General features: G+C 49.8%; 22 protein-coding genes. 10 read left to right on the top strand and 12 right to left on the bottom strand.

What is annotated here, in order from left to right; all coding sequences use genetic code 11:
• Window positions 1-104: 104 nt before the first annotated feature.
• On the bottom strand, window positions 105-2,312 hold the full coding sequence (locus G5S52_RS07620) for an esterase-like activity of phytase family protein (protein WP_165012521.1): 2,208 nt from the start codon (window positions 2,310-2,312) through the stop codon (window positions 105-107).
• A 245-nt stretch (window positions 2,313-2,557) separates the two neighbouring features.
• Here G5S52_RS07620 and G5S52_RS07625 point away from each other — a divergent pair, with 245 nt between their 5' ends.
• From G5S52_RS07625 to G5S52_RS07635, 3 genes are all read left to right on the top strand, one after another.
• A complete protein-coding gene (locus tag G5S52_RS07625) occupies window positions 2,558-3,034 on the top strand; it encodes a DUF3291 domain-containing protein (RefSeq protein ID WP_165012522.1) in 477 nt (158 codons plus the stop codon).
• Window positions 3,035-3,201: 167 nt separating this feature from the next.
• On the top strand, window positions 3,202-3,555 hold the full coding sequence (locus G5S52_RS07630; protein ID WP_165012523.1) for a VOC family protein: 354 nt from the start codon (window positions 3,202-3,204) through the stop codon (window positions 3,553-3,555).
• 78 nt (window positions 3,556-3,633) lie between these two features.
• Window positions 3,634-4,872 carry a DEAD/DEAH box helicase gene (locus G5S52_RS07635; RefSeq protein WP_165012524.1) on the top strand — a complete coding sequence of 413 codons (1,239 nt, stop codon included), beginning with the start codon at window positions 3,634-3,636 and terminating at the stop codon, window positions 4,870-4,872.
• A 111-nt stretch (window positions 4,873-4,983) separates the two neighbouring features.
• On the opposite strand, the gene G5S52_RS07640 is transcribed toward G5S52_RS07635, so the two are convergent.
• Complete coding sequence (locus tag G5S52_RS07640; protein WP_165012525.1) at window positions 4,984-5,466, bottom strand: YehS family protein; 483 nt, start codon at window positions 5,464-5,466, stop codon at window positions 4,984-4,986.
• Between the two features lie 195 nt (window positions 5,467-5,661).
• Window positions 5,662-5,910, bottom strand: a complete 249-nt coding sequence (locus G5S52_RS07645; RefSeq protein ID WP_002536576.1) for a DUF3297 family protein — start codon at window positions 5,908-5,910, stop codon at window positions 5,662-5,664.
• Between the two features lie 271 nt (window positions 5,911-6,181).
• Between G5S52_RS07645 and G5S52_RS07650 the strand changes: the two genes are divergently transcribed.
• Window positions 6,182-8,035 carry an MFS transporter gene (locus tag G5S52_RS07650; protein ID WP_165012526.1) on the top strand — a complete coding sequence of 618 codons (1,854 nt, stop codon included), beginning with the start codon at window positions 6,182-6,184 and terminating at the stop codon, window positions 8,033-8,035.
• Between the two features lie 210 nt (window positions 8,036-8,245).
• Here the strand turns inward: G5S52_RS07650 and G5S52_RS07655 are convergent, their stop codons facing one another.
• The 3 genes from G5S52_RS07655 to G5S52_RS07665 all read right to left on the bottom strand — a co-directional run bounded on the left by G5S52_RS07655 (window position 8,246) and on the right by G5S52_RS07665 (window position 10,080).
• On the bottom strand, window positions 8,246-8,689 hold the full coding sequence (locus G5S52_RS07655) for an L-alanine exporter AlaE (RefSeq protein WP_165012527.1): 444 nt from the start codon (window positions 8,687-8,689) through the stop codon (window positions 8,246-8,248).
• 248 nt (window positions 8,690-8,937) lie between these two features.
• Window positions 8,938-9,456 carry a hypothetical protein gene (locus tag G5S52_RS07660; RefSeq protein WP_165012528.1) on the bottom strand — a complete coding sequence of 173 codons (519 nt, stop codon included), beginning with the start codon at window positions 9,454-9,456 and terminating at the stop codon, window positions 8,938-8,940.
• 168 nt (window positions 9,457-9,624) lie between these two features.
• Entirely contained in the window at window positions 9,625-10,080 is a 456-nt protein-coding gene (locus tag G5S52_RS07665) for a hypothetical protein (protein WP_165012529.1), read from the bottom strand.
• Window positions 10,081-10,349: 269 nt separating this feature from the next.
• Here G5S52_RS07665 and G5S52_RS07670 point away from each other — a divergent pair, with 269 nt between their 5' ends.
• Together G5S52_RS07670 and G5S52_RS07675 are read left to right on the top strand one after the other, a co-directional pair.
• A complete protein-coding gene (locus tag G5S52_RS07670) occupies window positions 10,350-10,679 on the top strand; it encodes a hypothetical protein (RefSeq protein WP_002536559.1) in 330 nt (109 codons plus the stop codon).
• A 92-nt stretch (window positions 10,680-10,771) separates the two neighbouring features.
• On the top strand, window positions 10,772-11,275 hold the full coding sequence (locus tag G5S52_RS07675) for a CreA family protein (protein WP_165012530.1): 504 nt from the start codon (window positions 10,772-10,774) through the stop codon (window positions 11,273-11,275).
• A gap of 59 nt (window positions 11,276-11,334) precedes the next feature.
• Here G5S52_RS07675 and G5S52_RS07680 read toward each other — a convergent pair whose 3' ends face one another.
• Window positions 11,335-11,589: a hypothetical protein gene (locus G5S52_RS07680; protein ID WP_002536558.1), complete on the bottom strand. Its 255-nt coding sequence runs from the start codon at window positions 11,587-11,589 to the stop codon at window positions 11,335-11,337.
• Between the two features lie 176 nt (window positions 11,590-11,765).
• Here G5S52_RS07680 and G5S52_RS07685 point away from each other — a divergent pair, with 176 nt between their 5' ends.
• Window positions 11,766-12,341 (top strand): DUF1415 domain-containing protein, encoded by a 576-nt coding sequence (locus G5S52_RS07685; RefSeq protein ID WP_438590715.1) that lies wholly within the window; start codon window positions 11,766-11,768, stop codon window positions 12,339-12,341.
• Here the strand turns inward: G5S52_RS07685 and G5S52_RS07690 are convergent.
• Window positions 12,328-12,993, bottom strand: coding sequence for a fumarylacetoacetate hydrolase family protein (locus G5S52_RS07690; protein WP_165012532.1), 666 nt, complete (start codon window positions 12,991-12,993; stop codon window positions 12,328-12,330). The genes G5S52_RS07685 and G5S52_RS07690 overlap by 14 nt on opposite strands.
• A gap of 218 nt (window positions 12,994-13,211) precedes the next feature.
• Between G5S52_RS07690 and G5S52_RS07695 the strand changes: the two genes are divergently transcribed.
• The 3 genes from G5S52_RS07695 (at window position 13,212) to yieH (ending at window position 15,634) form a co-directional block, all read left to right on the top strand.
• Window positions 13,212-13,589: a DUF3302 domain-containing protein gene (locus G5S52_RS07695; protein ID WP_165012533.1), complete on the top strand. Its 378-nt coding sequence runs from the start codon at window positions 13,212-13,214 to the stop codon at window positions 13,587-13,589.
• Entirely contained in the window at window positions 13,589-14,719 is a 1,131-nt protein-coding gene (locus G5S52_RS07700; protein ID WP_165012534.1) for an HlyD family secretion protein, read from the top strand. The genes G5S52_RS07695 and G5S52_RS07700 overlap by 1 nt, the downstream gene beginning before the upstream one ends.
• A gap of 222 nt (window positions 14,720-14,941) precedes the next feature.
• The gene (gene yieH / locus G5S52_RS07705; protein ID WP_165012535.1) at window positions 14,942-15,634 is read left to right on the top strand and encodes a 6-phosphogluconate phosphatase; all 693 of its coding nucleotides are present in this window, start codon (window positions 14,942-14,944) and stop codon (window positions 15,632-15,634) included.
• Here yieH and G5S52_RS07710 read toward each other — a convergent pair whose 3' ends face one another.
• From G5S52_RS07710 to putA, 4 genes are all read right to left on the bottom strand, one after another.
• Complete coding sequence (locus tag G5S52_RS07710; RefSeq protein ID WP_165012536.1) at window positions 15,635-21,136, bottom strand: type I secretion C-terminal target domain-containing protein; 5,502 nt, start codon at window positions 21,134-21,136, stop codon at window positions 15,635-15,637.
• Window positions 21,137-21,379: 243 nt separating this feature from the next.
• Complete coding sequence (gene putP / locus G5S52_RS07715; RefSeq protein ID WP_165012537.1) at window positions 21,380-22,876, bottom strand: sodium/proline symporter PutP; 1,497 nt, start codon at window positions 22,874-22,876, stop codon at window positions 21,380-21,382.
• Window positions 22,877-23,027: 151 nt separating this feature from the next.
• Complete coding sequence (locus G5S52_RS07720) at window positions 23,028-23,765, bottom strand: delta 1-pyrroline-5-carboxylate dehydrogenase (RefSeq protein ID WP_231590950.1); 738 nt, start codon at window positions 23,763-23,765, stop codon at window positions 23,028-23,030.
• The gene (putA, locus tag G5S52_RS07725; RefSeq protein ID WP_165012538.1) at window positions 23,762-26,869 is read right to left on the bottom strand and encodes a bifunctional proline dehydrogenase/L-glutamate gamma-semialdehyde dehydrogenase PutA; all 3,108 of its coding nucleotides are present in this window, start codon (window positions 26,867-26,869) and stop codon (window positions 23,762-23,764) included. The genes G5S52_RS07720 and putA overlap by 4 nt, the downstream gene beginning before the upstream one ends.
• Window positions 26,870-26,935 lie beyond the last annotated feature (66 nt).

The raw sequence follows: 26,935 nt of genomic DNA on the forward strand, positions 1-26,935 counted from the left end.
GCAGCTTTGATTCAGGGGCAGCACCACGATTTGTTGAATTATCGGTTGGCACTCTAAAGCAAAAGCGCCGGCATCAAGCCGGCGTTTTTATTTATATCATCAAGCTAAGGACGCAAGGTCGCAAAATCCAGCGCCTTTCCATCTTTGGAAAGTGGGAAGAAGAAGGTCTCACCGCTGCTGTCATCGACACCATCATTGTCGGTAACGGCGAATGCTTTACCGTCTTTGGTGATCGCAAAGCCTTCAATTTTATCCGTCACGAAACCACCCTGCGCTTTCAGATCTGGAATGAAGTCATAAACCACGTCTTTACTCACCAATGGCAGTTCACCGCCCAATGCGGCGGGTTTGGCATCAGCCAGTAACACACGGGTCAGTTGCTTCACTTTCGCCGCGTCACCGATTTGGTTATCACGCTCAATGATGTAAAGCGCACCTTCGTGTTCCGTAATTTCAGATAAACCTACCCAGCCATTTTCCGCTGGCTCTGTGGGGTAGCGCACCGCTTTCCACTCGCCAGTTTTGGTGTTGTATTGCACCAGCTTTACGGTGTTTTCAGGGTCATCTTTCCAGCTACGCTGAATCGCAACCCAGAGGTTGTCGCCTACACGGGTGATGCCTTCTGAACCGTAGCGTTTTTCCACAGCCAGCAATTCAGCTGGGAATTCGACCATTTCTACGATGTTGCCATTGGCATCAGTACGATACAGGGCGTGTGGGATCTCTTTGTCAGTGCGCCCTTCAGACGCTAACCAGAAACCACCTTTGCCATCTGTAGTAATCCCTTCCAAGTCCAGTTTCTTCGCTGGTTTGCCGTCTTTCATCACAGGAATACGCGTTGTGATTTTGGCTGGCGCAGAAGAAGCATCGACCACAAAAATCGAAGGCTGGGCTTTATAGAAACTGTCGTTCACGGCGTACAGGGTGTTTTCGTTGTTTGGATCCGCTACCAGACCTGACAACGCCCCCCATCCGATGGGTTTACCATCAACCATCACAGATTCAATTTGTGGGTAAGAGGGTTCTTCGCTGCCAATCTGATAAAGCATCACATGAGCACGCACGCCGCCATCTTCAATCAGATCTTTCTCGTTGGCCGTTGCCAGCAGACCGCGCTGCGGGATCGCAACGGCAGATTCCGGTGCAATGCCAGAAGGCAACAGCTGAACAAACTCCGGCGCTTTACCTGTGTCGCGGTATACACCGACGACAGAACCACGCTCAGACAACACGAAAATGTATTGCTGGCCATTGAAAGTACCGACTTCCAGACCTTCCGGCTCTGCGCCTTTGTTACCAGAGCGTTTTTCCGGGTAGTGACCCGCCATCGCGATGCGGTATTCCAGATCCAAACCCGACTCAAACAACACGTCGCCTTGCTTGTTGAAGATGGTGAAGCCTCGTGAGCCGCCTTCGTAGTCACCTTCATTGGCAATAACAAAGCGCTCGTCATCCAGCCATTTCACCGCATCGGGTTCACGCTTACGGTTTTTCTGGGTTCCATCAAAGGTCAGGGCGCGTTCTTCATCCAAGTCGACGTTATCCAAATCAACGGCGCCGGCAGGGAAGTGCTCAATCACTTCACCTTTTTTACCATCAACAATCACCAGGTGGTTGTTCTCTTGCAGGGTGACCACGATTTCGCCAAGGCTGTTGATATCCACAAATTCTGGCTCTGGGTCTTCCGGCGCAATACCTGCCATACCTGTCATTGGCACTTTCATTTGTTCTGCACACACCAGTTGACCGCCTTTCACAGGGACAATCGCCAAGTGGCCGGCAGGAAACTGCGGAAGCACACCGTCATTCAGGTCTTCGTCGCGTTCATTTTCAATCGCCACCGCAACAAAACTGCCGTCTTTCGCCACCGCAACCGAATCGGGTTGTCCGCCCAAGTCGCACTTCCACATTTGTTTACCCGTATTCAGGTTTCGTTGAACTAGATAGCCGGAAGGCTGGGTGTAATTCTCTGAAGTGTTCACGCCAGTGACAAAGGTGTCACCCAGCACATCAATCGAGGTTGGCTCGCCATCCAAAGAGACAAAGCCTTTCCCTGTTGGTTTTTTCGGGTTGGTGATATCCAGCATCCCCACACCTTTCAACGGGCTATCGGTGTAAACCAGTGTGTTGCCGTCTTCACTGACAGCAATAATTTCCGCGGAGGTTTCATGACTTTTTTCCACGCCCGGTGGGATATTGTTGGCTGTCGACACGGCACTGATGCGCTGAAATGAAGACTGTTCTGCGGCGTGCAAACCCGCGCTGACTGAAAGCGCCAGCACAGAAGTGAGTAGGTTGCGCTGCTTACGCATGGGTGGACTCCTTTCTATTACCCTATTCAATGGCGCTACCTTTACGAGCTGAGATTTCAGAACAATGACAATCGGATGGCAGTTAGGTGATGCTAGTGAAATATCGTTCAATACCCACACTTCAGTGTCTGGTAGCTTCCACATCACTGCATATGTGAGACGCACTCCTCGCATCGTCTTAGGGTGACTTTACCCCTCTGACGATTCGTGGGAGGTTGATGAACAGATAAGTTAGGGAGAGTGGAATGCACCTTGCTGAGCTAAATATTTCGATTGCCAAAGCCAACATTGACGACCCGCTTTTAAAGGACTTTGTCGATAACATTCCTTCAGTCAATTCGACTGCGGAATCGTCCCGCGGGTATGTGTGGCGCTTTAAAGATTCCTATAGCAAGGTGCTCAGTTACCGCCTGTTTGGTAACCCTAATACCCTGATTAACCTCTCTGTTTGGGAGTCCGCCGATGCACTCAAACAGTTCATGTTCAAAACCCATCATGTGGGCATCATGAAGCGCAGAAATGAATGGTTTGAAAAGCCAAACTCACACAACTTTGTAATGTGGTGGATTCCTGAAGGACACATCCCCTCGCTGGAAGAAGCGAAAGAGAGGCTGGAACATTTACGCGAACACGGCGAGTCAGAATACGCCTTCACTTTTCGTCAATTCTTCGAACCTTCAGATTCAGGTGCAACAAAGGAAACAATTCAAAACCAAATGTAACTCACTTCACCGCATGACATTTTGTTTCCGTTATAAGAAGGTTTGTTTGCAGGAAGTTGCCTTTGATCTCAAAGCACGTAGCCGCCTTGATTTAGGATGGAGCTAATCATCTTGAATGGCTGCGCGGCCAGACATGGTCGCGTTTCTGACGACCTTGGAGTGCGCCAATGAACCAACACGGTAAACTGAACTACGTTGAATTTCCCGCCCGTGACCTGTTAGCCACCAAATCCTTTTTCTCTGAAGCCTTTGGCTGGACCTTCACCGATTACGGCCCTGATTACACCGCCTTTTCTGATCAAGGCTTAGATGGTGGATTCTTCCGCGCGGAGATGTGTTCAGAGACGTCAAACGGTGGCGCACTTTTGGTGTTTTACAGTGAGTCGTTGGAGCAGACAGAAATCAACGTAAAGCAGACTGGTGGCAAGATAGTGAAACCGATTTTCGACTTCCCAGGCGGTAGGCGTTTTCATTTTACCGAGCCAAGTGGCAATGAGTTTGCGGTTTGGTCAGATAGATAGTGGTCGATAATTAGCGATTCCACTCAAGGCGGCCTACTGTTAGACTTCGCCGCCTTTCCCACCAGACTGTAATTGCCCATGACTTTTTCATCGTTGAATCTCTCTCCTGCTTTGCTTGCAGCGCTACCTAAAGCGCTCTCGTCCCCAACCCTGATTCAGGAAAAAGCCATTCCAGCCATTTTGAAAGGCAGCGATGTGATTGCACTCGCGCAAACAGGTAGCGGCAAGACGCTGGCATTCGGTCTGCCAATGCTTAATTGCATCGACGCAAACCAGAAAGACATTCAGGCCTTGGTGCTGGTTCCCACCCGTGAACTGGCCGCTCAGGTCATCAAAGCGATTGATGAAATAGCCGCACCCATGGGCATCAAAACCGCGATGCTGTGTGGCGGCGTCGCGCCTGAAAACCAGATCAAAGAGCTGGCTGACAAGCCACATCTTATCGTGGCAACGCCAGGTCGGCTGCTTGATTTCATCGACAAAGAAGAAGTCTCGCTCAACGCCTTGAAGCTTTGGGCGCTTGATGAAGCAGACCGTCTGTTGGAAATGGGATTCTGGCCAGATGTTCAGCGCCTGATTTCTGCGCTGCCAGCGAAGCGACAAACTCTCCTGTTTTCAGCCACTATGCCGCAAGCACTGGAGTCTGCCGCCGCGTCTATGCTCTTTAAACCTGTGCGAATCGAAGCGCACCAGAAAAACAGTGTGGTAGAAGAGATTGAAGAGCGCCTTTACCTTGTTAACAAAGGCAGTAAGGCGCAGGCGTTGATTTCGCTGATCAAACAACATGGCTGGGAGCAGGTATTGGTGTTTGTTGGCGAACGCGGTAATGCCGACGCCTTGGCGAAGAAACTCATCAAAGCCGGAATGTCTGTGGCGGCGCTTCATGGCGATAAAGATCAGACGGCACGCGAGCAAACTCTGGCGGCCTTTAAAGCCAAGAAAGTGACTGTTCTCGTTTCCACTGACCTGCTTTCCCGCGGCATTCATATCGACGCGCTGCCTGTGGTTATTAATGCTGATTTACCACCGAACGCGCCTGTCTATGTTCACCGCGTTGGCCGCACCGCGCGTGCTGGCGAAAATGGTCTGGCGCTCTCTTTAGTTTGCCATGGCGAAACCGATTCGCTGAACGCCATCCGCAAGTTAACGGGAAGACCATTGGAACTGCTTCCACTTGAAGGGTTCCCGGTGACAGACAAACCTGCAGCAGAAAGCAACACCCGCGAGCGCAAACGTCCGCCTCGCGACAAGAAAGCCAACCGTCGCAGCAACAGCAAACGCAGCATCAAGCAGTTCAAGCCGAAAACACGAGACTAATACCAATCGTAGTAAATATCTGATCACCTACCTACTGTGATTGGTATAGTTTCCATCAAGCAGAGACAGCAAAGCCCGGATAACCGGGCTTTGTTTTAAATCGTTCAATGATCAGTCTTGGTATTCAGTCTGATCTTCAGGGCGTAGTTTTAGCTGCACACCCATCAGGAAATTACGCAGGATCTGGTCTTTACACTGACGGTAGTGTTTATTGTCAGGCTTGCGGAAAAAAGCACTCAGTTCATGCTTGCTCAAGCGGAAGTTCGCCAGTTCAAGAATTTCCAGAATATCTTCCGCTTTCAGGTTCAGAGCGATACGCAGTTTCTGGAACACCATGTTGTTGCTCAGATGGACATCAGGCTGAGGTTGTTCACCGTCGCGCTTGCCGCGTTTCAGGTTGATCAAACCGTTCAGAAAAGAAGAAAGCTCGATGCTGTTCATTTGCACAAACGCTTCGTCTTCATCTCTTTTCATCCAAGCCGACACTTGTTCAAGCGTCACGGTTACATCAGCCAGCGCGAAAATCTCCACGACTTCTTTGTCTTTAAAGTCGAAGGTATAGCGAATGCGGCGCAAGATATCATTATTGGTCAAAGCAGATCCTAGTCTTAGGTGGTCCGGCGTAATCAACACGATTTACCGGAGAGGCGGGGGAGTCTATCAGAGTTCCAGGTTTGCACCTAAGGGAATCATCCCGCGTAAAAACGCTGTTTTACAGGCAAAGAAAGAGAGCCTAAGTGACCTTGGGCTCCCGTTCTTTTGAATCAGTGTCTTGCGACGTTTGAAAGCTTAGATGTAGTAAGCTTCAACCGTGCCTTTCAGGGTAATCAGCAGTGGCTGGCCACGACGATCCAGTGCTTTAGGTGAAGGAATTTTGATCCAACCTTCGCTGATGCAGTACTCCTCAACATCAGTACGCTCTTTACCGTTGAAGCGAATGCCGATGTCGTGCTGGAAGCATTCTTCTACAAAGTGTGGGCTACGTGGGTTACCAGAAAGGTGGTCTGGCAGCGCTGGCTTTGAAGTTGTGTCGTTCATTGTATTGACCTGATGTCATTTGAAAGTGCGCCATTGTAGAACACAGTCCACCCAGTGCTCAAGGGGCTTCAAACAGCGAGTCCAGAAAGACGTTTAATGGGATACGGCGACGAAAATACTTCCTGCCTTTCGTTCCCTTGCTACCTCGTTAAAGTCTCAAATGGTGCGACTTTCGGTTCCTTATATCGCGACTCTTTTCACTACGCTGGAATCCTTTTCTGCACCTTTTAAAGTGACAACATCTGACGCGAATTGACTCCAAGGAGCCGGCATGTTTTTCACGAAACGATTCTTTCCCTATTTTCTCACTCAGTGCCTGGGCGCGCTGAATGACAACATCTACAAGAACATTCTGTTGTTGATGGTGACCTACAGTTTTATTGATTCACTTCCTGTTTCGGTCGATCTCTTCGTTAACCTTGCTGCTGGCCTTTTCATTTTGCCTTTCTTCCTGTTTTCTGCGCATGCTGGCGCGATTGCCGACAATATGGATAAAGCCAAACTCATTCAGCGTTTGAAACTGGCAGAGCTCGCCATTATGGGCTGCGCCGCTGCTGCCATCTTGACGCAAAATGCCTTGCTGATGTTGGCCCTGCTATTTATGACGGGAACCCAATCGGCCTACTTCGGACCGGTTAAGTACGCTCTTTTACCTCAGGCTCTGAAGGCCAATGAACTGGTAAAAGGCAATGCCTGGGTCGAAATAGGTACTTTCCTCTCTATCCTTATTGGTACGCTCAGCGCAGGTCTGCTGCTCGCCATTCCCAGCGGGACCTTTATTGCAGCGTGTCTGGTGGTTTCGCTTTCATTGATTGGCTTTTTGAGTAGCGTGAACATTCCCTCATTGCCTGTTTCCAATCAGGAGAAAGTGCATTTCTCTCCGATTTCAGGCATGAAGAACACACTCAAAGTCGCCAAAAAACAACGCGGGATTTGGATGTCGATTCTCGCCATCAGTTGGTTCTGGTTTATGGGTGCAACCTATCTGACACAGTTTCCGAACTTTGCCCGTGAACACCTACATGCAGACAGTACTGTGGTTTCGCTGCTGCTTGCCTTGTTCTCTATCGGTATTGCCACGGGTTCCTTCATCTGTGAGAAGCTGTCTTTCAACAAAGTAGAGCTGGGCATTCTTCCTTTCGGTATTCTTGGCCTGACACTCTTCAGCGCGGATTTGCTTTGGGCAGTTCCCTCCGTTGAATCTTTCCCCAAGCAGTTTTATGGCGTGCAAAGCTTCATCGCTCAATCAAGCCATCTGCGTGTGATGTTTGATCTCTTTTTGGTGGGTGTTAGTGGCGGCGTGTTTATTGTCCCGCTGTATGCATTTATTCAGTCACGCGCTAAAGACGGTGAGTGCGCACGTTCCATCGCTGCAAACAACATTATGAATGCATTGTTTATGGTGGCCTCGGCACTGGTTTCTATCTTGGTTTTGAGCGTATTGGATTTATCAATTGTTGAGCTGTTTGCGCTAATGGCGGTGGGAAATTTTATTGTTGCGGTTTACGTTTACCGTCAGGTGCCCGAGTTCACTCAACGCTTTGTCAGCTACTTGCTGAGTCATTGCCTTTACCGCGTGTCAGTAAAAGGCCGCCAGCATATTCCTGAGCAAGGCGCAGCCTTGATTGTCGCCAACCATGTCAGCTATGTAGATGCATTGCTCCTGATGGGAACTTCACCCCGCCCGGTGCGCTTTGTGATGGATAAATCCATCAGTGAAATGCCGATACTGAAATACGTTTTCCGTCATGCGGGTGTCATTCCTATCTGCTCACCACGCAAGTGCGAGAAGACCTACAACGCGGCATTTGAAACCATTGAGCAGGCATTAAACAACGGCGAAGTCGTCTGTATTTTCCCGGAAGGCCGCTTAACCTCTGATGGTGAACTGGGCGAATTCAGACCCGGCGTGGAGAAAATCCTCGCTCAATCGCCGGTTCCGGTCATCCCAATGGCATTGAAAGGGTTGTGGGGTTCCTTCTTCAGTCATAAAAACGGTCATGCACTGACGACCCGCCCAAGACGGTTTTGGTCAAAGATTGAAGTGAATATCGGTGAGCTTTTAAAACCGAACGCATTAGACCGTCACTTACTGCAAAAGGAAGTACAAAGTTTGCTGGTGTAAAAACAAAAAATGCCACCAGGTTGAGGTGGCATTATACCAATCACAGTAAGTAGCTGATCAGAAATAGCGCAGGAAAAATGCTCGAGAACAAGGCGGAAAATTTCGATGAGTAGTTATTCTACAATCAAATTTTCCAACGCAGTTATCGAGCATTTTAACAAGCTAGGATGAGCAGATATTTACTACGATTGGTATTGTTTTACCAATTGGTTAAACAGCAGCAGGCATCACCTGAACACGGAACAGTTTGCGGCAACGCTCCAGGAATGAGCCATACACCACACCCAACAAGCCGGAAAGCAGCGCGTTTGACGCGACGGCTGTTGCGATTTGACTTGGTTCAGCGCCAACGGTAAACAAAATGGCTGCATACACTGGCGACTGGAAAGCCACATAAGTGACAAAGTCCGCCACACGCTTCATTGTTTTGGTCGAAGATAAACGTTGCGATAACTTTTGCACATTGTCTCGGAATACACCGTAAGGCCAGGCAATCAGGATATTGACTGGAATCGACAACAGTCTCGAAGCCAAAGACTGTTCGAAAGACATACCAGACACGAAGATCTCGACCATCATGCCAGTGACGAAACAGAAAACGACCATGGCAAACATATCAGCCACGACGCTGCGAACGCGGTTAGCGCCACCCATTTACTCACCCCAAAATCGCTAAATCAAAACGGCTAAAACAGCCAAAAATTCAATAAAAAAACGGAATGGAGAAGTGCCGTTCACGCCGACTTTTTCACCTCCGTTATATCGGCTATTAGAACAAAACTCTGTTGGATTTAGGCGCTATATTTAAAATTAAAACCAGTGTTTTATTCTGATTATTAAGATACAAATAGCGTATGTAACCACATTAAATATGGCACATGTTAAGCCTATTTGATCACTATCTAGTCTAGCTTTCGGGAGAGGTCTCGGGCCATGATCAGCGCCAGACCTAGTATCTGTAGGAAAAGAGCAAGGTTTCGGTAGTTAGAGATACTGCTCACAATTTCACGGTAGGCGTCAGCTAACTGTAGGTTATCGAGATATAGCGTATCTATCTTGTTTCGCAGAAGATCTTGCTGCTGGTCAATACCAAGCATAATTTTGTTGATGTTGGCCATATCTAGGGGTGTATCTGTCATATCAGAAAACGGTGAAAGCAGTTGGCTAACTAGCATCTTAGGCAGTTCTCTACCCTCTTCTTGGGTGGTAAGGATGATGAGCAAGGTTTCCCTTCGGCGCTCAAGGGCATCGACTTGCTGCCAGGTCAATTGAATAAGTTGATTGTTGCTGCTCTGGGTTTCCTCCACCACCGCCGCTTTCTCTCCCAAACCATCAATTACAAAGTTGGTCATTAGCGCGGCGATTACATTCATGACCAGTCCTGTCGCAACAATCACCCAAGTTGGTAGCCCTATTTGCACCTTGTTACTCCCTCAACACAAAGCCAACGCTCTGCCTTCATGTATAGCGCAAAAACAATATGTTAGGGGTCTCACTTATACCTAATGACCAGAGAAATTCACTCGTGGGACCTACAAATGAAAAAGGCCAGCATTTCGCTGACCTTTGGCGTTGGATTTAAATAGCACTTACGCGCTTTGCGCTACCGGCATGACTTGCGCCAGTTTGAGGTAAGAATGCAGTTCGCCGTTTTTATACTCGATGGCGGAGTGAATGTTCACTGATTTATTGGCAATGACCCGGCTACGGTAAGTGTTGTCGTTTTTCACGATTTCCAAGTCCAACACACCTTGTTCCAGTTTCCACCAACCTTTAGTTGGTAGGCGGTTGAACAGGGTAAATTCTTCAAGGGTGCCGTCTTCTTTGAGCAGCAACTCAGTTACATAGCCCGCACTGCAGGTTTTAATCCAGCGTTGGCCTTTCACTTCTGATACCGAGAAAGAGCGCTTACTGGACATCCAGTCAAAAAGGGCGATGGCATCGACATCTGACACGTCGGGAAGTTGTTCAATATCCAGCATGGCTGCGGTGCCAGATTCGCGCAGAAAAAGCTGTAAGTACGAGCTGTTTACCTGATTTTGCATCTCTTACGTCACTGTCATTCCTTGAAAAAGATGAAGATAACCGTAAGCTACGCCCTCTTCATCCCTCTTTTGTAGGAATGTTAACCAGCGCCGAAAACAGGCCGGAATCCGATAGTCAGTGTTTGATAATGAGGCGTTAAATCAGGAACCAATATCACCAAATGAAAGGGGAATTGTGCTGAATCAAAAATGAGCAACGTATCTCACTGGAGAGGCACTGTTGTGTGAACTATCTTTAAAACGAGTGGGTTCACTATCAGGTGAGGATTATGCGCTATCTCGTTGTTAAATCAATAATTATAACTTCGGCTCTGGTATCTGGTTTTGCCTTTGCTGCAAAAGATAAGTTGGGTGAAGTGGTTACAGAAAGAAACGAATCAATCTGCAAGCAGAAGTTCACGCAGGAGCTGTTTACTCAGCAACGAATTTTCAGCTCTGATCGCAACGGCTCCGATAAACGCCGTATAGCAGAGCGAAAAATCGAAGCTGCCCGCCAAAAATACAATGATACGGCAAGCTTTTGTGATGCATACGACGAGCTACTCACTTTCAATCCAGAAACGCTGGATCGCCGCCCTGGTGACGCACAATTCGATTAGTGACTCTTTATTAGCGATACCAGTCGAAGTTAGACAATTAACACAAGCCACTGATAAAGTGGCTTGAAATATTTCTAACGACAGGTGCTGCCATGTTCGCTTTCCCTAAATCTCCTACCTCAAAACCACTTCGAGCGCTTATCGCTGCATCTGTTTTCGGATTTGCTTTGGCAGGCTGTTCAGATGATGAGGTTGGTGATGTCAGTTTGGGTTTGTTCACAACCAAAGACATCAAAATTCAGATCTTTAACGACCCAGAAGTGCCCGGCGTCACTTGCCACATCAGCCATGTGAAAGCAGACCTCGATTTTTCTGATCCGTCGGATATGGGAATCTCATGCCGTCAGACGGGTGAAATCACCCCAGAAATGATTGCCAACGTCGACCGTTCAAAGTCCGGTGAAGTGGTGTTCACAGCATCGAAAAGCATTTTGTTCAAATCGATGAAAATCCGCCGCATCTTTGATTCTAAAAACCAAACATTGATGTACCTCTCTTACTCGACCAAAGAGACACAAGGGAGCCATAAACACAGCCTCTCAACGGTTCCACTTTGGGGTACTAAGGCGTGGCAAGCGCCTACAGAAGATAAATAAAACGCTGCTTGCTCATCCTTCTGGCGAGATTTTTAATGAAGGATGAGCACGCTTGCCTATCAGCAAGGTAGACTGCGCTCGTATCGTCCAACGATGTAAGTCACGTATCCGACTTTGAATACCCCCGCTATCACGATGGTCACTATGTGGGCGATGGTTTGATGGAAAATTGAAAAATTGTCCGCAAATGGAAAGCTGATGAGTAAAGAGCTCACCATTATCAAGCCCGACATAATCATCAACACGCCGCCGACCTGCGTAACCTTTTTGAAGTTAATGCCTCGTTCATTTCCAGATTGGATTACTACTTCCATAACCTTCCCCTTTAAAGATGCATTTCAAATGCACTTTAAATAATAAAGGCTCTCCCGTCAAACTAATGCGAATGATTTTCACTCATTGGCAGGCCAGCTCGCTTTCTTGTTTTGGTATAAACGTTGGGTTTGGCGAAATACGCCGTTAATATACCGCTGTCACATTCAACAGAGTAATTACCATGACCGCTTTTCCTTCCAAAAACCTCGTCGAGCAACAAACCACAGAGTGGCTCGAGAAAGTCGTCATTGGCTTAAACCTCTGCCCGTTTGCCGCCAAGCCGCAACGTAACAAGCAAATCAAGGTTGCCGTATGTGATGCCCAGGATGATCAGGAAGTGATGGAAAGCATCATCACAGAGTTAACATTGCTGGAAAAAAGCGACGTGGCGGATTTAGAAACAACCATCGTGGTCACTCCGAATCACTTTCTGGACTTTGATGACTACAACCAGTTTTTGGATGTCGCAGATATGCTGATTGATCAGTTTGGCTGGCGCGGTATTTACCAGATTGCGAGTTTCCATCCCGATTATTGCTTTGCGGATGTTGAACCGGAAGATGACAGCAACCTGACCAACCGTTCACCGTTCCCGATGTTTCACCTGATCCGTGAAGCCAGCATTGAAAAAGCCCTGAAGCACTACGGCGGGGACGCGGAAGATATCCCGCAAATCAATATCGACCGCGTTTGCAGTTTGTCCGCAGAAGAGAGAAAAGCGCTGTTTCCTTATCTTTTTAAGGCGCACTGATACAACTAAATTCTGCCAAAACTTCATCTGCTAAAGTCAGTGTCAAAGCATCACCATCAGCGAGTTTACCCACGCCCTTTGGTGTACCTGTCAGCACAATATCACCCGGTGCCAGTGTAAAGTACTGGGTGAGATGGCAAATCAAATCGACCACAGGGTTAATCATCAGGCTGGTGTCTCCGCGCTGGGTTGGCTCGCCGTTGATGTCCAAACCATAAGTAGTCGCGGCCAGATCTATGCCTTCAAAAGGTACGAACTGGCTTTGCACGCAACTGGCATCAAAGGATTTTGCCAGCTCCCAAGGCAACCCTTTTTCTTTCAGTTTGCTTTGGGCTTCGCGGCGTGTGAGGTCTAACGCAACCCCAACACCAACAATCGCATCCAATACTTCTTCCGCTGTTGCCTTCGTCAGTGGCTTGCCGATTAATACGGATAACTCAGCCTCATAATGAATAGGGGCCAGACGTTCACTGAGTGCTAGCGGGGAATCGGTGCCGACGATTGATGTCGCCGGTTTAATAAAGAGCACAGGCTCATCAGGGATAGGATTATTGAGTTCTTTGGCATGCTCGACATAGTTTCTTCCAATACAAACCGCTTTGCCGGTTGGCAACCCTGCATCCTTTCCGTCAACCCATTGATGTGAATACATTCCTGACTCCCTGCCTTCCAAAATAACCGTGCCATATTATCAAACATCTTTTGTGATGATGGCGGATCGATCCAATCTTGTTAATTCTTATGCCATCTTAGCCACGATTGGTTAAGTGAGTGTTATATTATCGCGTAATCGTTCGTCTTTTTAGCCTTGAATTTCAGCGGTATTCGGTAGACACGGACGAGTCAGTAAGTCATATAAAAGGATAAAATATGAACCTCGATTACTTTGCGCTTGGGCTGCTGGTCTTTGTCGCTCTGGTGATTTTCTACGGCATCATTGTCATTCACGACATCCCCTATGAAATCGCGAAAAAGCGGAATCATCCGCATCAAGATGCCATCCACCATGCTGGCTGGGTGAGTCTGTTTACCCTTCACGCGCTCTGGCCCTTCTTATGGATTTGGGCAACGCTGTGGCGTCACGACCGGGGTTGGGGTATGAATGCACTCGAGCATAATCAGGAAGCGCTACAGAGTGAATTCAATGCCATGAAGGAACGCATTGCAGTACTTGAGAAAAAGCTCGAAGACAAAGAACAACAGGCATCTACACCTTCAAACGGCGATACTGACGGGGAGACTAAATAATGGATTTACTCCTCATTCTGACTTACACCGCACTGTGTGTTGCTATTTTCAAAATCTTCAAAATCCCTCTAAATAAATGGACCGTACCCACTGCGGTATTGGGGGGTGTCGTGCTGATCGGCACATTGATTCTGCTGATGAACTACAACCACCCTCACACAGCGCTGGGTGGTAATGTGTACGTGACCACGCCGATTGTACCGAACGTACGTGGACAGGTTGTTGATGTGCCGGTACAGGCTAATCAGCCACTCAAACAGGGCGACATCCTGTTTAAGATTGATCAAACTCGATTCAAAGCCCGGGTGATGGAAGCCAAGGCAGCCCTGCAGGACGCGCAGCAATCTGTACTGGCCCGTCAGGCCGCTTACTCAACGGCTAAGGCCAATACCCTCAAAGCATTAGCCGAGCGAGACAGAACAAAGAAAGAGTTTGAACGTTACCAAAAAGGTGCAAAGAAGGGGGCATTTACCGCTTCTGATGTCGACAACAAACGTCAAATCTATCTGGCTGCAGAGGCCTCTCTGGAAGCCGCAGAAGCGGAAGAAGATCGTCAGTTGCTGAGTGTTACCTCTCAAATCAATGGCGTGGACACCACTGTAGCGAAAGCGCAGGCTGCATTGGAACAAGCACAGTTTGATTTGGACAGCACCATTGTCCGTGCACCGACTGACGGCTACGTGACCCAAGTGACGCTGCGCCCAGGTATGATGGCCGTTCCTATGCCGCTTCGTCCGGTGATGACCTTTGTGAATGAAGACCGCACCCGATATGTGGGCGCGTTCCGCCAAAACAGCCTGCTACGCCTGAAACCGGGTTTTGAAGCTGAGTTCATCTTCCGTGCTCTGCCGGGCAAAACCTTCCAGGGCAAAGTCGTCGAAGTGCTGCCTGCCATTGCAGAAGGTCAGATTCAGGCGCAAGGCATGTTGATGGGCGACAAGATGTTTAGCGACCAAGGCCGTGCATTGGTCGTGCTGGAGATGACAGACGATATTTCTGAACATATGCTGCCGAACGGTACCAATGTCGAAATCGCCGTCTATTCAGACAGCTTCCATCATGTCTCTATCATGCGTAAGGTTCTTATCCGTATGAAGAGCTGGCAAAACTACCTGTACCTCGACCACTAATCCCCCCTTCAATTCCGGCTCAACCAGAAGGTTGAGCCGGCGCACATTTCCCCGCCCATGTATCACTCTTAATAAAACAAGATCTTAGATGGATTTTTCCACCTATTCGCAGCAATTGATAAGACCTAGCTAGCAATTTATTAAATGGCACGTTGTTGGATTTACTGGTCAGGTTAAGGCTTAGAGTATCGACATTATTGTGAAACCAATTGAACGAGAAGAATGAACTCCTTTGACTTTGATGTCCCAGTTTCTTGTGTCATTTTTGACTGTGACGGCACCTTGGTTGATAGCGAAGTGCTGTCCCAGATGGCGATCGTTGAGATTTTCTCAAACTACGGCGTGAAACTGGATTTGCAGGAATGTCTTGATAATTTTCAGGGTGGCAAACTGGCAGATATCCTGATCCAGACCTGTGAGCGCTATAACCTGAAAATTTCGATTGATGAACTGGAACATCTCTATCGCCAGAAGTGTTCAGAACTGTTTGCTGACCACCTTGATCCGGTCGATGGTATACCAGAGCTACTCGATACGCTCAAAGAGGTCGGCATTGACATGTGTGTCGCCTCAAATGGGCCTGTTAATAAGATGGAAATGTCTCTGGACATGACAGGCTTGCTTCACCATTTCCGCGACCACCTTTATAGCGCATTTGATGCCAACAGCTGGAAACCTGCCCCCGATCTTCTCCATTATGCTGCCATGAATATGGCGGTGTTGACTCAGGAGTGCCTGTTTGTCGATGACACGCTATTGGGGGTAGAGGCAGGCATCAATGCAGGTATGCGCACGGTTTATTTCAACCCGGGAAACAGAGAAAACATCGAGCATCCTCTCGTGATTTCGGTCAGCTCAATGAAAGAACTAAAGGCGCTGATGGAACGCCTGCCGCTGTCAGACTGCTGGGCGTGATCACACTGAAGTGATCAGTATGCCGTCATCAATCATCTTACCGAGAATTTCAGAGCCTGAACTCCCACTGATACCTAAATCCTGGCTCAGTTGATCCAACGACTTATTCTCAAAGACAATCACCTGACTGTCCGCTTCGCCCTCAAGGCCAACGGTCAGCGTCGCTTTACCCTCTTTGTCTGAAAGAGAAACCAGATAATCTTCAATACTTTCGTTGTTCAAGCCATCCAACAAATCGGAAAGGTCTAACACGTCCATACTCACGTCGAAGTCCGTCAAGGTGTCGGTCGCCAAGGAATCAGCATCACCACGGAGGAATTGGAATACGTCGCGCCCTTCTCCACCGGTCAGCTCATCGTCGCCCGCCCCGCCAATCAAGAGATCTTCACCAAGACCACCGTCCAGAATGTCGTTGCCACCATTGCCTTGGAGGGTGTCTGACTCATCACGGCCCACCAGCAAGTTTGCGTTTTCATCCCCTGTCAGCTCAGTGGTATTAATCAGATCGCTCAAGTCGGCATCCGCGTCGGCATTGTCATCCACCCGGATGTCCAGCACGCTCTGAATTCGCAATCCACTCTCGTTCACCAAGGTGTAATGAAAAGACTCTAACACGTCGTCGCTCGGTACATCGGTCATCAATTGATAGACATAATCACCTTTTGTATGGGGCTCGTCGCTTTGCCCATAAATGGTCAGCGAGCCGTATTGGGTCTCAATGATCATCACGCCTTCAGATGCGTGATAAGTGGCACCTTCAAACTGCACAGATTCAAACGACCAGGTTCCGCTTAAGACATCATTGTCGAACAGGTTCCCTTTGGCAATGTGCGCAGTTATATCACCATTTAGCCCCAACGTTTGAACCGTGTCGATATCCGCCACCACGCGGGAGTTGTCGTCATAACTGAGAGTGAGCTGTGCCTGTGCACTGTTACTGTCTGAATCAGCCAGTGTGTAGGTAAAAATTTCCTCGTCGACGTCGTGAGTGGTGAGTTCAGCGAAGATCGTTTCAACCGTGATGTTTTCAACATCCAACGCCACATAACGGAAGGTGGTATCGACCGGCGAAGAAAGCGACAGTTTGCCGTCCGTTACCGTACTGGAACCTGTGCCAACGACATTGCCCGACACGTCATAGAGGAACCAGTCCACCACTTCATTGTCGGCTAAGTCTGAAACCGTCAACGTCGCTTCGTCGACTTCATCATCGAAACCATAAATCGAAGCCGAATACTCCCCGTCTTCATCTGATGTATCGAAGGTGAACATGTCTGCGGTGAGGTCATCCTTATCAACACCGTTGAGCGTCAAAGTACCAGTATCAAGGGTGATGACGGTATTCTCTCCAACCTGCTCAATGCCCAGCTCAGCAAAGGTATCAATCGTCGATGCGTTCTTGATAATAATGGTGTCGTTGTTGGTATCGAAATCCATCACTGTGTCATCGCCAGATTCAAACACCACGGTGTCTGAGCCTTTACCGAGTGTGAGCTCATCATCGCCCGCGCCGCCCACCAATCGGTCATTACCGCGACCACCGTCTAGCGTGTCATTGTCATCGCCGCCATAGAGATGGTCTTCGGCATTGTCACCTGACAGGATATCGTTACCCGCTTCGCCGTAGATTTCATCCACACCGTTACCGCCAGACACTGTGTCATTACCCGCGCCTGCGTAAACAATATCTGCACCGTTCCCTGCATCAATCGTGTCGTCGCCATCTGTGCCTATAATCGCGCCTTCTTCCACTTCGTGCTCGACAATCCCTTCATGTGAAGGGTGATGCACCTCATCCAGGTTCAGCCCGTTCCCTGCATCACCACTTAAGAAGGCGGCACTTGTCAGGTTGCTGCCATAGAAGGTGACCCCATTGGTGCTATCAAAAGCGGTGTTCAGTTCGCTGGCGTAGAATTCTGTCTGCACAGATGAGGTGAAGGTGTAATCGCCGTTGGAAGAGACCGTCAGTTGTCCTGAGTCCGCGCTGATGGTGACACTGCCATCAGTCAGCACGTAATCCACACCATCGTAGGTCACTTGGCTCACGTTGACAGAGGAAGGTGACGTCAGGGTATCTGCACCACTTCCATCACCATTGCTGCCAGAGATAACGTTACCCGTCGCCGTCGAAGACGCAGCAATCTCGTCACTGTCATTGGCGGCAACAATATCGTCTACCCGATTAACGGTGACACTCACATTTTCCGAGTCGACATAGGTTCCATCGCTCACCCCTACCGTAAACGACAAGCTTTCCAACGGATCGGCAGCACTGTCGCTATTAATTGCCGCTGCGCCTGCTGCGGTCAGCAACACCTGATTCCCGACGAGTGTGAAATAGCCAGCGCCATTATTACTGAGGCTGTAAGTCAGTATATTTTCATCTACATCAGTCGCCGACAGGGTCGCAACCACATCATTTTCTGCGACGTTTTCTTCCGTCAGTTCGTTGACTGAGACAGTCAGCTCAGGTGCATTATCATTCACGCGGGTGACAGTCACGTTTGCATCATCGCTGCCTGTGCGGGAACCATCTGAAGCTGAGACAGTAAAGTTGATGGCGCTGATTTCGGCCCCATCATCGTTGATGGCTGCTACACCCGCCGCAGTCAGCTTCACTTCATTGCCATCAATAGTTACCCAATCTGCATTCGCACCTGAGATCGTGAAAGTCAGCTCATTTTCGTCTGCATCGGAAGCAGAGATAGTCGCCACCACGGTATCAACAGAGACAGACTCTTCCGCCACACCGACCTCGGTCAGGGCGATCACGGGATCATTATCATTCACGCGGGTGACAGTCACGTTTGCATCATCGCTGCCTGTGCGGGAACCATCTGAAGCTGTAACTGTAAAGTTGATGGCGCTGATTTCGGCCCCGTCATCGTTGATGGCCGCTACACCCGCCGCAGTCAGCTTCACTTCATTGCCATCAATGGTTACCCAATCTGCATTCGCGCCTGAGATCGTGAAAGTCAGCTCATTTTCGTCTGCATCGGAAGCAGAAATGGTCGCCACCACGGTATCAACTGAGACGGATTCTTCGGCCACACCGACCTCGGTCAGTGTGATCACCGGATCGTTATCATTCACACGGGTGACAGTCACGTTCGCATCGTCGCTGACCGTGCGGGAACCATCTGATGCCGTGACAGTGAAGTTGATGGCGCTGATTTCCGCGTCGTCATCGTTGATCGCTTCTACACCCGCTGCAGTCAGCTTCACTTCATTGCCATCAATGGTTACCCAATCTGCATTCGCGCCTGAGATCGTGAAAGTCAGCTCATTTTCGTCTGCATCGGAAGCAGAAATGGTCGCCACCACGGTATCAACTGAGACGGATTCTTCCGCCACACCGACCTCGGTCAGTGTGATCACCGGATCGTTATCATTCACACGGGTGACAGTCACGTTCGCATCGTCGCTGCCCGTGCGGGAACCATCTGATGCCGTGACAGTGAAGTTGATGGCGCTGATTTCCGCGTCGTCATCGTTGATCGCTTCTACACCCGCCGCAGTCAGCTTCACTTCATTGCCATCAATGGTCACCCAGTCCGCATGGGGACCTGAAACGGTGAAAGTGAGATCATCTCCGTCAGCATCGGAAGCAGAGATAGTTGCCACCACAGTGCCGACCGACACAGACTCTTCCATTACATCCGTCTCGTTCAGGGTGATAACAGGAGAGTTATCGTTGACGCGCGCGACGGCCACCGTATCACTGGCGACGACGGTATACGTTCCGTCGAATGCCTGAACTGAAATCGGCACGCTGGATATCGCGTCTACGCCGTCTTGATTGATGGCGGCAACACCATCTGCGGTCAGGTATACACCGTTCCCATCAAGCCTGAAGTAGCCTTCATCATTGTTCAGCAATGTCAGCGAGACATCATCTCCGTCCTCATCTGACGTTGTGATAGTCGCCACCAGCGTTGATTCTGTGACCGACTCTTCGGTCAAACCTTCAACAGCAAGGGAAAGTGTTGGTGGAGTGTCGTTATCACGACCAACAAGAAGCGTGGCAGAGGCATCCGTGACATTCTCCCCGTCACTGGCCTGAACAGAGATCGTCAGGGAGCGGATATCCAAACCGTCATCCTGTACCGCCGTGACGCCATCCGCAGTCAGGGTTACTTCACCGTCTGAAAGGAGGAAGTAGTTATCCTCGTTGCCAACCAATGACAGGGTGACATTATCTCCATCCGCATCGGCAGTGGTCACAGTCGCCACAACCAGCCCGATGGTGACAGCACTTTCAGAAATGTCACTGGTGGAGATGTTCACGGTCGGGCCGTTGTCGTTCACTCGAATGACTGAGATTGTGTCGGAAGCACTGGCTTGAAAATCTCCGTCAGAGACGGTCAGGAAGATGCCCAATGATTCGATATTCAGGGCATCATTATTGATCGCTTCAACACCTGCTGCCGTCAGCAGCACTTCACCATCTCCCAGCGAAAAATAGCCGTTATTGTTATCTGTCAGTGTGTAGCTAAGGGTGTTTCCATCAGCATCGGAGGCCGAAAAAGTCGCAACCACCATGCCTTCAAAAACAGACTCCTCAGTCACGTCAACCGTTTCTAATGTCAGCGTGGGGACGTTGTCGTTCACCTTGTTAATAGCAAGCACGCCAGATGCCTGCTCACTCAACTCACCGTCATCAGCCTCGACCACAATCGACATACTTTCCAGGCCGAGGGCATCATTGTTGATCGCATCCACGCCAACCTGAGTCAGCACCACATTGTCGTTCTGAATGCGGAAATATCCGTCTTCGTTATCAAGCAGATTGAGGGAAACGGCGTCATTATTCGCATCCGTCGTGGTGATCGTCGCCACGACCTGACCTTCAATGACTGACTGTTCTGTGACCGTCAGCATGGAGAGCGTGACAGAAGGCGCCTGATTGGAATCAGTGGGTGATGGATCTGGAGATGGCGTGGAACCGGGAGTCGTGGGGGCTGACGACGTCACATCCGCAGTTTCAGCGGTTTGTGTCGCTTCGTTTAATTGTTCAAAGAAAAAACGTTGCAGTGAAGAGAGGGAGCTAAGCTGAAATGCCGTCAGATTGTTTGCATTCAGTGATTCGACATTTTCACTTTCCTCACTTTCTCCTTCTTCCAGCAACTCAGTCAGGCTTGGGCGTGAGCCAGCATCTTCCACAACCACATCACCGGCAACAAAGAATGTGGATGAACTGGTGGCTTGGCCAGCAGCTGGATCTGCGTTTTCGCTGGGGTCTTCCCCTTCTTCGACGCCGCGTCGGGCTGCATTCACGTCCTCATTTGCATCAGGAGGTGTTTCAAAGCGAAAGCCACTGTTAGCATTCACCTGAATTTCCCTTTCACCATTTTCTTTGAGAACCGCACTACTGCCGTTTTCCGTGACTAGCACTTCTTCCGGTTTAAGCTCTGCGTATTGTTCTGCAACCCTTACGCTGCCATCCGGTGCAAAAATTAATGCGTTACCGTCCAGTTGCGTAATAATCATTTTGTCGGCCATTCGTTGCCCTCATACTCGGATCAAAGGCTTCCTGCCTGTTGAAGCGGGTAAATTTCGTGCTAGGCGCACCTCTCCGCTATTAACTGTAGTGCATATGTCTTGTTACTGGATCGTGTGATCTTAATCCTAAACTCAGTCTTTTGGAGGAGAAGGGATAAGGCGACAATCTGATGGCCGGGTAGCTTATTGATAATAAAATAAAAAAGGGACGCTTCAGCGTCCCTTTAATAACGATAAGTAGGATTATGGCAAGGTCTTCAAGCTCTGCTCATAATCATCAAATGTCTGCATCACAGTGTTTTCCGCACCACCTGTCGCTTTACTCACAGCGATAATCGCAAGACCAGCCAGAATGAAGCCCGGGACAATCTCATAGATATCGAAAATCCCGCCAGTCAGTTGTTTCCAAACGACCACGGTCACACCACCGACAATAACACCAGCCAGCGCACCGTTACGGTTCATGTCTTTCCAGAACAGGCTCAACAACAAGGCTGGACCAAACGCAGCACCGAAACCAGCCCAAGCGTAAGATACTAAGCCCAGTACTGAGCTTTCTGGGTTCATTGCCAGCATCAACGCAATGATGGAAATACCCACCACGGCGAAACGACCAACCATGACCACTTCTTTGGTCGATGCATCAGGGCGGAACACTTGTTTGTAAAAATCTTCGGCCAGAGCAGAAGATGACACCAGCAACTGGGAATCTGCTGTACTCATCACCGCCGCCAGAATTGCCGCGAGCAGGATACCTGCAATCACAGGGTGGAACGCCGCGTTCACCAGATACATGAAGATGGTTTCGCCGTCTGCCAGTTCTCCACCGAGGTGTTGATCAACGTAGAGGATACCCACCAAACCAATCAGGATTGCGCCTGTCATAGAGACAGCACTCCAACCCACTGCGATACGGCGTGCTGTGGTGATGTCCGCATTGGTGCGTGTTGCCTGGAAACGTGCAAGGATGTGCGGCTGACCAAAGTACCCCAAACCCCAGGCCACCAGAGAGATGATCGCCACGGCAGTCAGAGGTTCACCATTAACATCTTGCCAAAGGGTCAGAAGCTCAGGGTTTTTCGCTTCCAGCGCAGCAGGCAAGTCGGTGAAAGAGCCATCCAGCGTCGCGATAGGCACGATCATCAGTGCTGCCGCCATCAACAGGCCCTGCACCAAGTCGGTCCAGGATACCGCAAGGAAGCCACCAAACAGGGTGTAAGAAACCACACAGACAGTACCGATGACTACCGCTGTGGTGTACTCAAGGCCAAAGACCGTCTCGAACAGTTTACCGCCTGCGACCAAGCCTGAGCTGGTATAGAAAAGGAAGAACAGCAAAATGAAGAAAGCAGAAATGGTCTGCAACAGTTTTGATTTATCTTCAAAACGGCGAGACAGGAATTCGGGGATGGTCAGTGCATTGTCTACTTCGATGCTGTAAGTACGAAGTCTTTTGGCACAGATCAACCAGTTTAAGTAAGTACCCGCTAACAGCCCACCAGCAAGCCACAGCGACTCGATACCCGCTGCGTAGGCATAGCCCGGCAGACCAAGCAGCAGCCAGCCACTCATGTCTGATGCACCGGCAGATAATGCCGCTGGCCAAGGCCCCAGTGAACGCCCACCAAGGAAGTAGTCTTCTGAGTTTGAAGTGCGTTTGTAAGCGTATACGCCGATTGCAAGCATAAGAATCAGGTACACGATAAACGTGGCGCTGATTGCAAAGCTGTTTTCAATCATGTTTTTTCCCTCAATAACAAGGCATAAAAATTGGGGATCAAAGATCTCCAGTGCCTAATTCCGATTATTTAAAACCGTCAGCAACAGAAAACCCAAGGCCTCTGCTTTGCCAGCAGAGAACCTGAGCTTCATTACGTCGGGTTACTTGGGTTTAATGTTCGCCACTACCAAGTTCCAGCAAGGTGGCGTTGCCCCCTACCGCAGTGACGTTTATGGTTCTCGTCCGCTCGGTAATAAAGCGGAGTAGATAGGTTGGCGAAGCGACAAGAGGTAATTGGCTTGCGTTATCTTCAGCGACAAACTGCACCAACACACCGTCTCGGGCTGCCAGTTTTCGGTTCATAGCAATCAAGGTTGCTGAGTTCGCCACCGCGGCCACACCACAAATCGGTGCGTAAACAATGGCGTCTTCCGTCATTTCGCTACTCAGCAGCGAAACAAGTCGGTTTGGTGCACTGGCTTTTACCAGATCGCCAATCAGCGCTTCGGCTTCATGGTGTAAAGTGTTTGGCGGTGCTAACAAGGCGCAGTTACCCGATACCAATACTGCGGCTAACTGTCCTGCCAATGACACCACGGACAGTGATTCATCACCGGTGATAAGAAACAGCCCACGGCCAGCGGTATAGAGTTCGTTGCTTTCCCCTGTAGGTCCCGGCATGTCGTGGACGGGCGCGAGCAGGCTTTCAGCCTGATTAAGATGGAAGCGAATCAGGCTTGCAGCGTCCATAAAGGCATCACCACGTTGACTCAGGTTGTCAGCCCACACATTCAACAGTGCTGCGCGTTCAACCACACCAAGCGCATTCCACTCTTCCCAAACCGCCTGACTTTGTGCGGCGAGCGTTTGTACGTCATTCATTGCCTGCATTCCTATTACCTTGCTCATGCCACAACCTCCTCTTTCGTGAAGCGATAGAGATAGTGAGGTCCGCCTGCTTTGGGTCCTGTACCAGATAGCCCCTGACCACCAAATGGCTGCACACCAACCACTGCCCCAACCTGATCACGGTTGATGTAGCAGTTACCCACTTTGGCGCGGGATTCAATGTGGCGATAGGTGGTTTCATTGCGGCTGTGGACACCCAGTGTCAGACCAAAACCTGCACTGTTGATGTCATCAATCACGCTATCGAGTTCATCGGCGTGATATCGCACTACGTGCAGGATTGGGCCAAAGTGCTCTTCTGAAAGCATCGAGATACTGTCGATTTCAAACGCCACTGGGGCAATATATGTGCCCATGCGGGTTTCGCTTTTCATCGGTGCTTTGGCGATGAATTTACTGGTCTTGAACAACTCGTTGATGTGGTTTTGCAGCTTCTCCTGGGCGGTCTCATCAATCACTGGCCCCACGTCAGTGGAGTGAAGATAAGGCAATCCAATACGCATTTCCGCCATCGCCCCTTTAATAAGGTCAATCACACGATCCGCCACATCTTGCTGGACATACAGCACACGCAGGGCTGAACAACGCTGGCCTGCAGATGCAAATGCAGAGCGAAGTACATCGCGCACCACTTGCTCAGGCAGCGCTGTACTGTCCACCAACATGGCGTTCTGACCACCGGTTTCCGCGATAAACGGCACAGGCAGGGCTTCACGGGACGCAAGCGATTGGTTGATGCGCTGCGCCGCAGGCGTTGAGCCGGTAAAGGCCACTCCGGCAATGCTGTCGTCAGCGGTCAATACGCTGCCGATTGCCGCACCACTGCCCGGCAACAGCTGGATAACCCCCGCCGGAATGCCGGTATCAAGCAGCAACTCAATCGTGCGGAACGCAATCAGTGACGTTTGCTCCGCTGGCTTGGCAACGACGGTATTTCCCATCACCAAGGCCGCGGAAATCTGACCAATAAAGATCGCGAGTGGGAAGTTCCAAGGGCTGATGCAGGTGAACACGCCGCGCCCTTCTCGACGCAAGGTGACAGACTGACCATCAAAGCGGGTGAAAGATTGCAGATCACCTTCAATCTTTTCTGCCTGAATCGGGTAGTAACGGAGGAAATCCACCGCCTCACGCACTTCATCAATGCTGTCGTGAATGGTCTTGCCCGCTTCACGGTGGCAAAGTGCCACCAGCTCGCCCAAATTTTCTTCAAGTAAGTCAGCAAGCTTAAGTAAGTACTTACCTCTTTCTTTGGCAGTTAGTGCACGCCAGCTATCAACATTCGCTGCAGCAACGCTCAGGGCGTCTTTAGCCAGTTCAGGTGTCGTCCAGTTTATGCTACCGACTTTCAGGCGGTGATCGTAAGGCGCCACAACAGTGTGAGCGTCGCCCGTCAGACGTTCGCCATTGATGATAGGCCCCGCACTCCAGGTTGCATCCATAAAGGCCTGAACCTTGGCATCATAGACTTCCCATTCGCTTTCAATGTCGATCGCAACACCTTTAGAGTTCTGGCGTGACTCACCAAAAATCTCAGAAGGTTGAGGGATACGTGGGTTATGCAGCGTTGGGCGAGACGTCAATGTGTCCACTGGGTGTTGCGTTAAATCAGAGACCGGACAGGCCGCATCCACCAGACGGTGAACAAACGAGCTGTTGGCGCCGTTTTCAAGCAGACGACGAACCAGATACGGCAGCAGATCTTTATGGCTGCCCACTGGCGCGTAAATACGTACAGACTGACCAAACATTTCCTTGGCGTGGAAGTAAAGTGCATCACCCATGCCATGCAGACGCTGGAATTCGTAGTTGTCATGCTGAGCCATGGCTTTCACGGCTGCCACGGTTTGCGCATTGTGGCTGGCAAACTGTGGATAGATAAGCCCATTCACATGCTCAGAAAGCAGGAAACGCGCACAGGCGAGGTAGGCCACGTCCGTGCCTTCTTTTCGGGTATAAACAGGATAGCCCGGCAAGCCTGCCTGTTGAGCCAGTTTGATTTCACTGTCCCAGTAAGCGCCTTTTACCAGTCGCATCGGGATCATGGTACCGTACTCTTTCGCCAACGCCGCCAGCCAGGTAATCACGGGCAGGGCACGTTTAGAGTAAGCCTGAACCACCAGACCAAACTGACCCCAGCCTTTGATATCGTCGTGGGTGAAGAGTTTTTCGAAAAGCTTCAGTGACAGTTCCAGACGGTCAGCTTCTTCTGCATCAATAGTGATCGCCACACCCAACTCACGGGCGCGTTTCAGCAGGCGAAGTACCGTCTCGCACATTTCGCCCATCACACGGTCTTCATTCGCCACTTCATATCGCGGATGCAAAGCAGAGAGTTTGATGGAAACAGAAGGTGATGGCCCGTTGCCCACAGACAACTGCTGCGACACCGTTTCGATCGCCATCATGTAATCATTGAAGTACTTTTGAGCGTCTTGAGTAGTAAGCGCAGCTTCACCCAGCATATCAAACGAGTAAGTAAAACCCTTCTGACGCAGTGGCTTGCCGTTTTCCAACGCTTCGTTGATTGAACGGCCAAGGACAAACTGATGACCCATGACTTTCATGGCTTGATGCATCGCCTGACGAATCACAGGTTCAGACATCTTGTTCACCAGGCGATTGAGTACCTTTCCTGCGCCACCCTCTTTACGCTCATCAATAGTGACGACTTTGCCGGTCAGCATCAGTCCCCAGGTCGAGGCGTTCACGAACAGAGATTCAGAATTTTTAAGATGGGCTTTCCAATCTGCCACGCCCAGCTTGTCGCGGATCAGAGCATCAGCGGTTTTCGCATCCGGGACGCGCATCAATGCTTCTGCCAAGCACATCAGCAAAATGCCTTCGCGGGTATCCAGACTGTATTCGAGAAGAAGTGCATCAATCATCTGCACTGCTGTTTTATCCGCACGTACACGCTCAATCAGATCAGCCGCTTGGGCCTCTGTCTGTTTTCGCTCTTCATCCGAAGGTGTTGCAAGTGGGAGCAGCGAAGCAAGCAACTCACTCTCATCGACACAATAGTGCGAAGAAATATGAGGCCATAGCGCGGAAGCGGGTTGCTCAAGGTAACTTGGCACCAGCACATCGGTCGCTTTTAACATAAGCAGATTCCTCTCTCCATCAACCACGAGGCAGTGGCATATGTTACTAATATGTTAGATTAAAGA

Source organism: Grimontia sedimenti (genome assembly GCF_011045095.1).
GTDB classification, from domain to species: Bacteria; Pseudomonadota; Gammaproteobacteria; order Enterobacterales; family Vibrionaceae; genus Enterovibrio; species Enterovibrio sedimenti.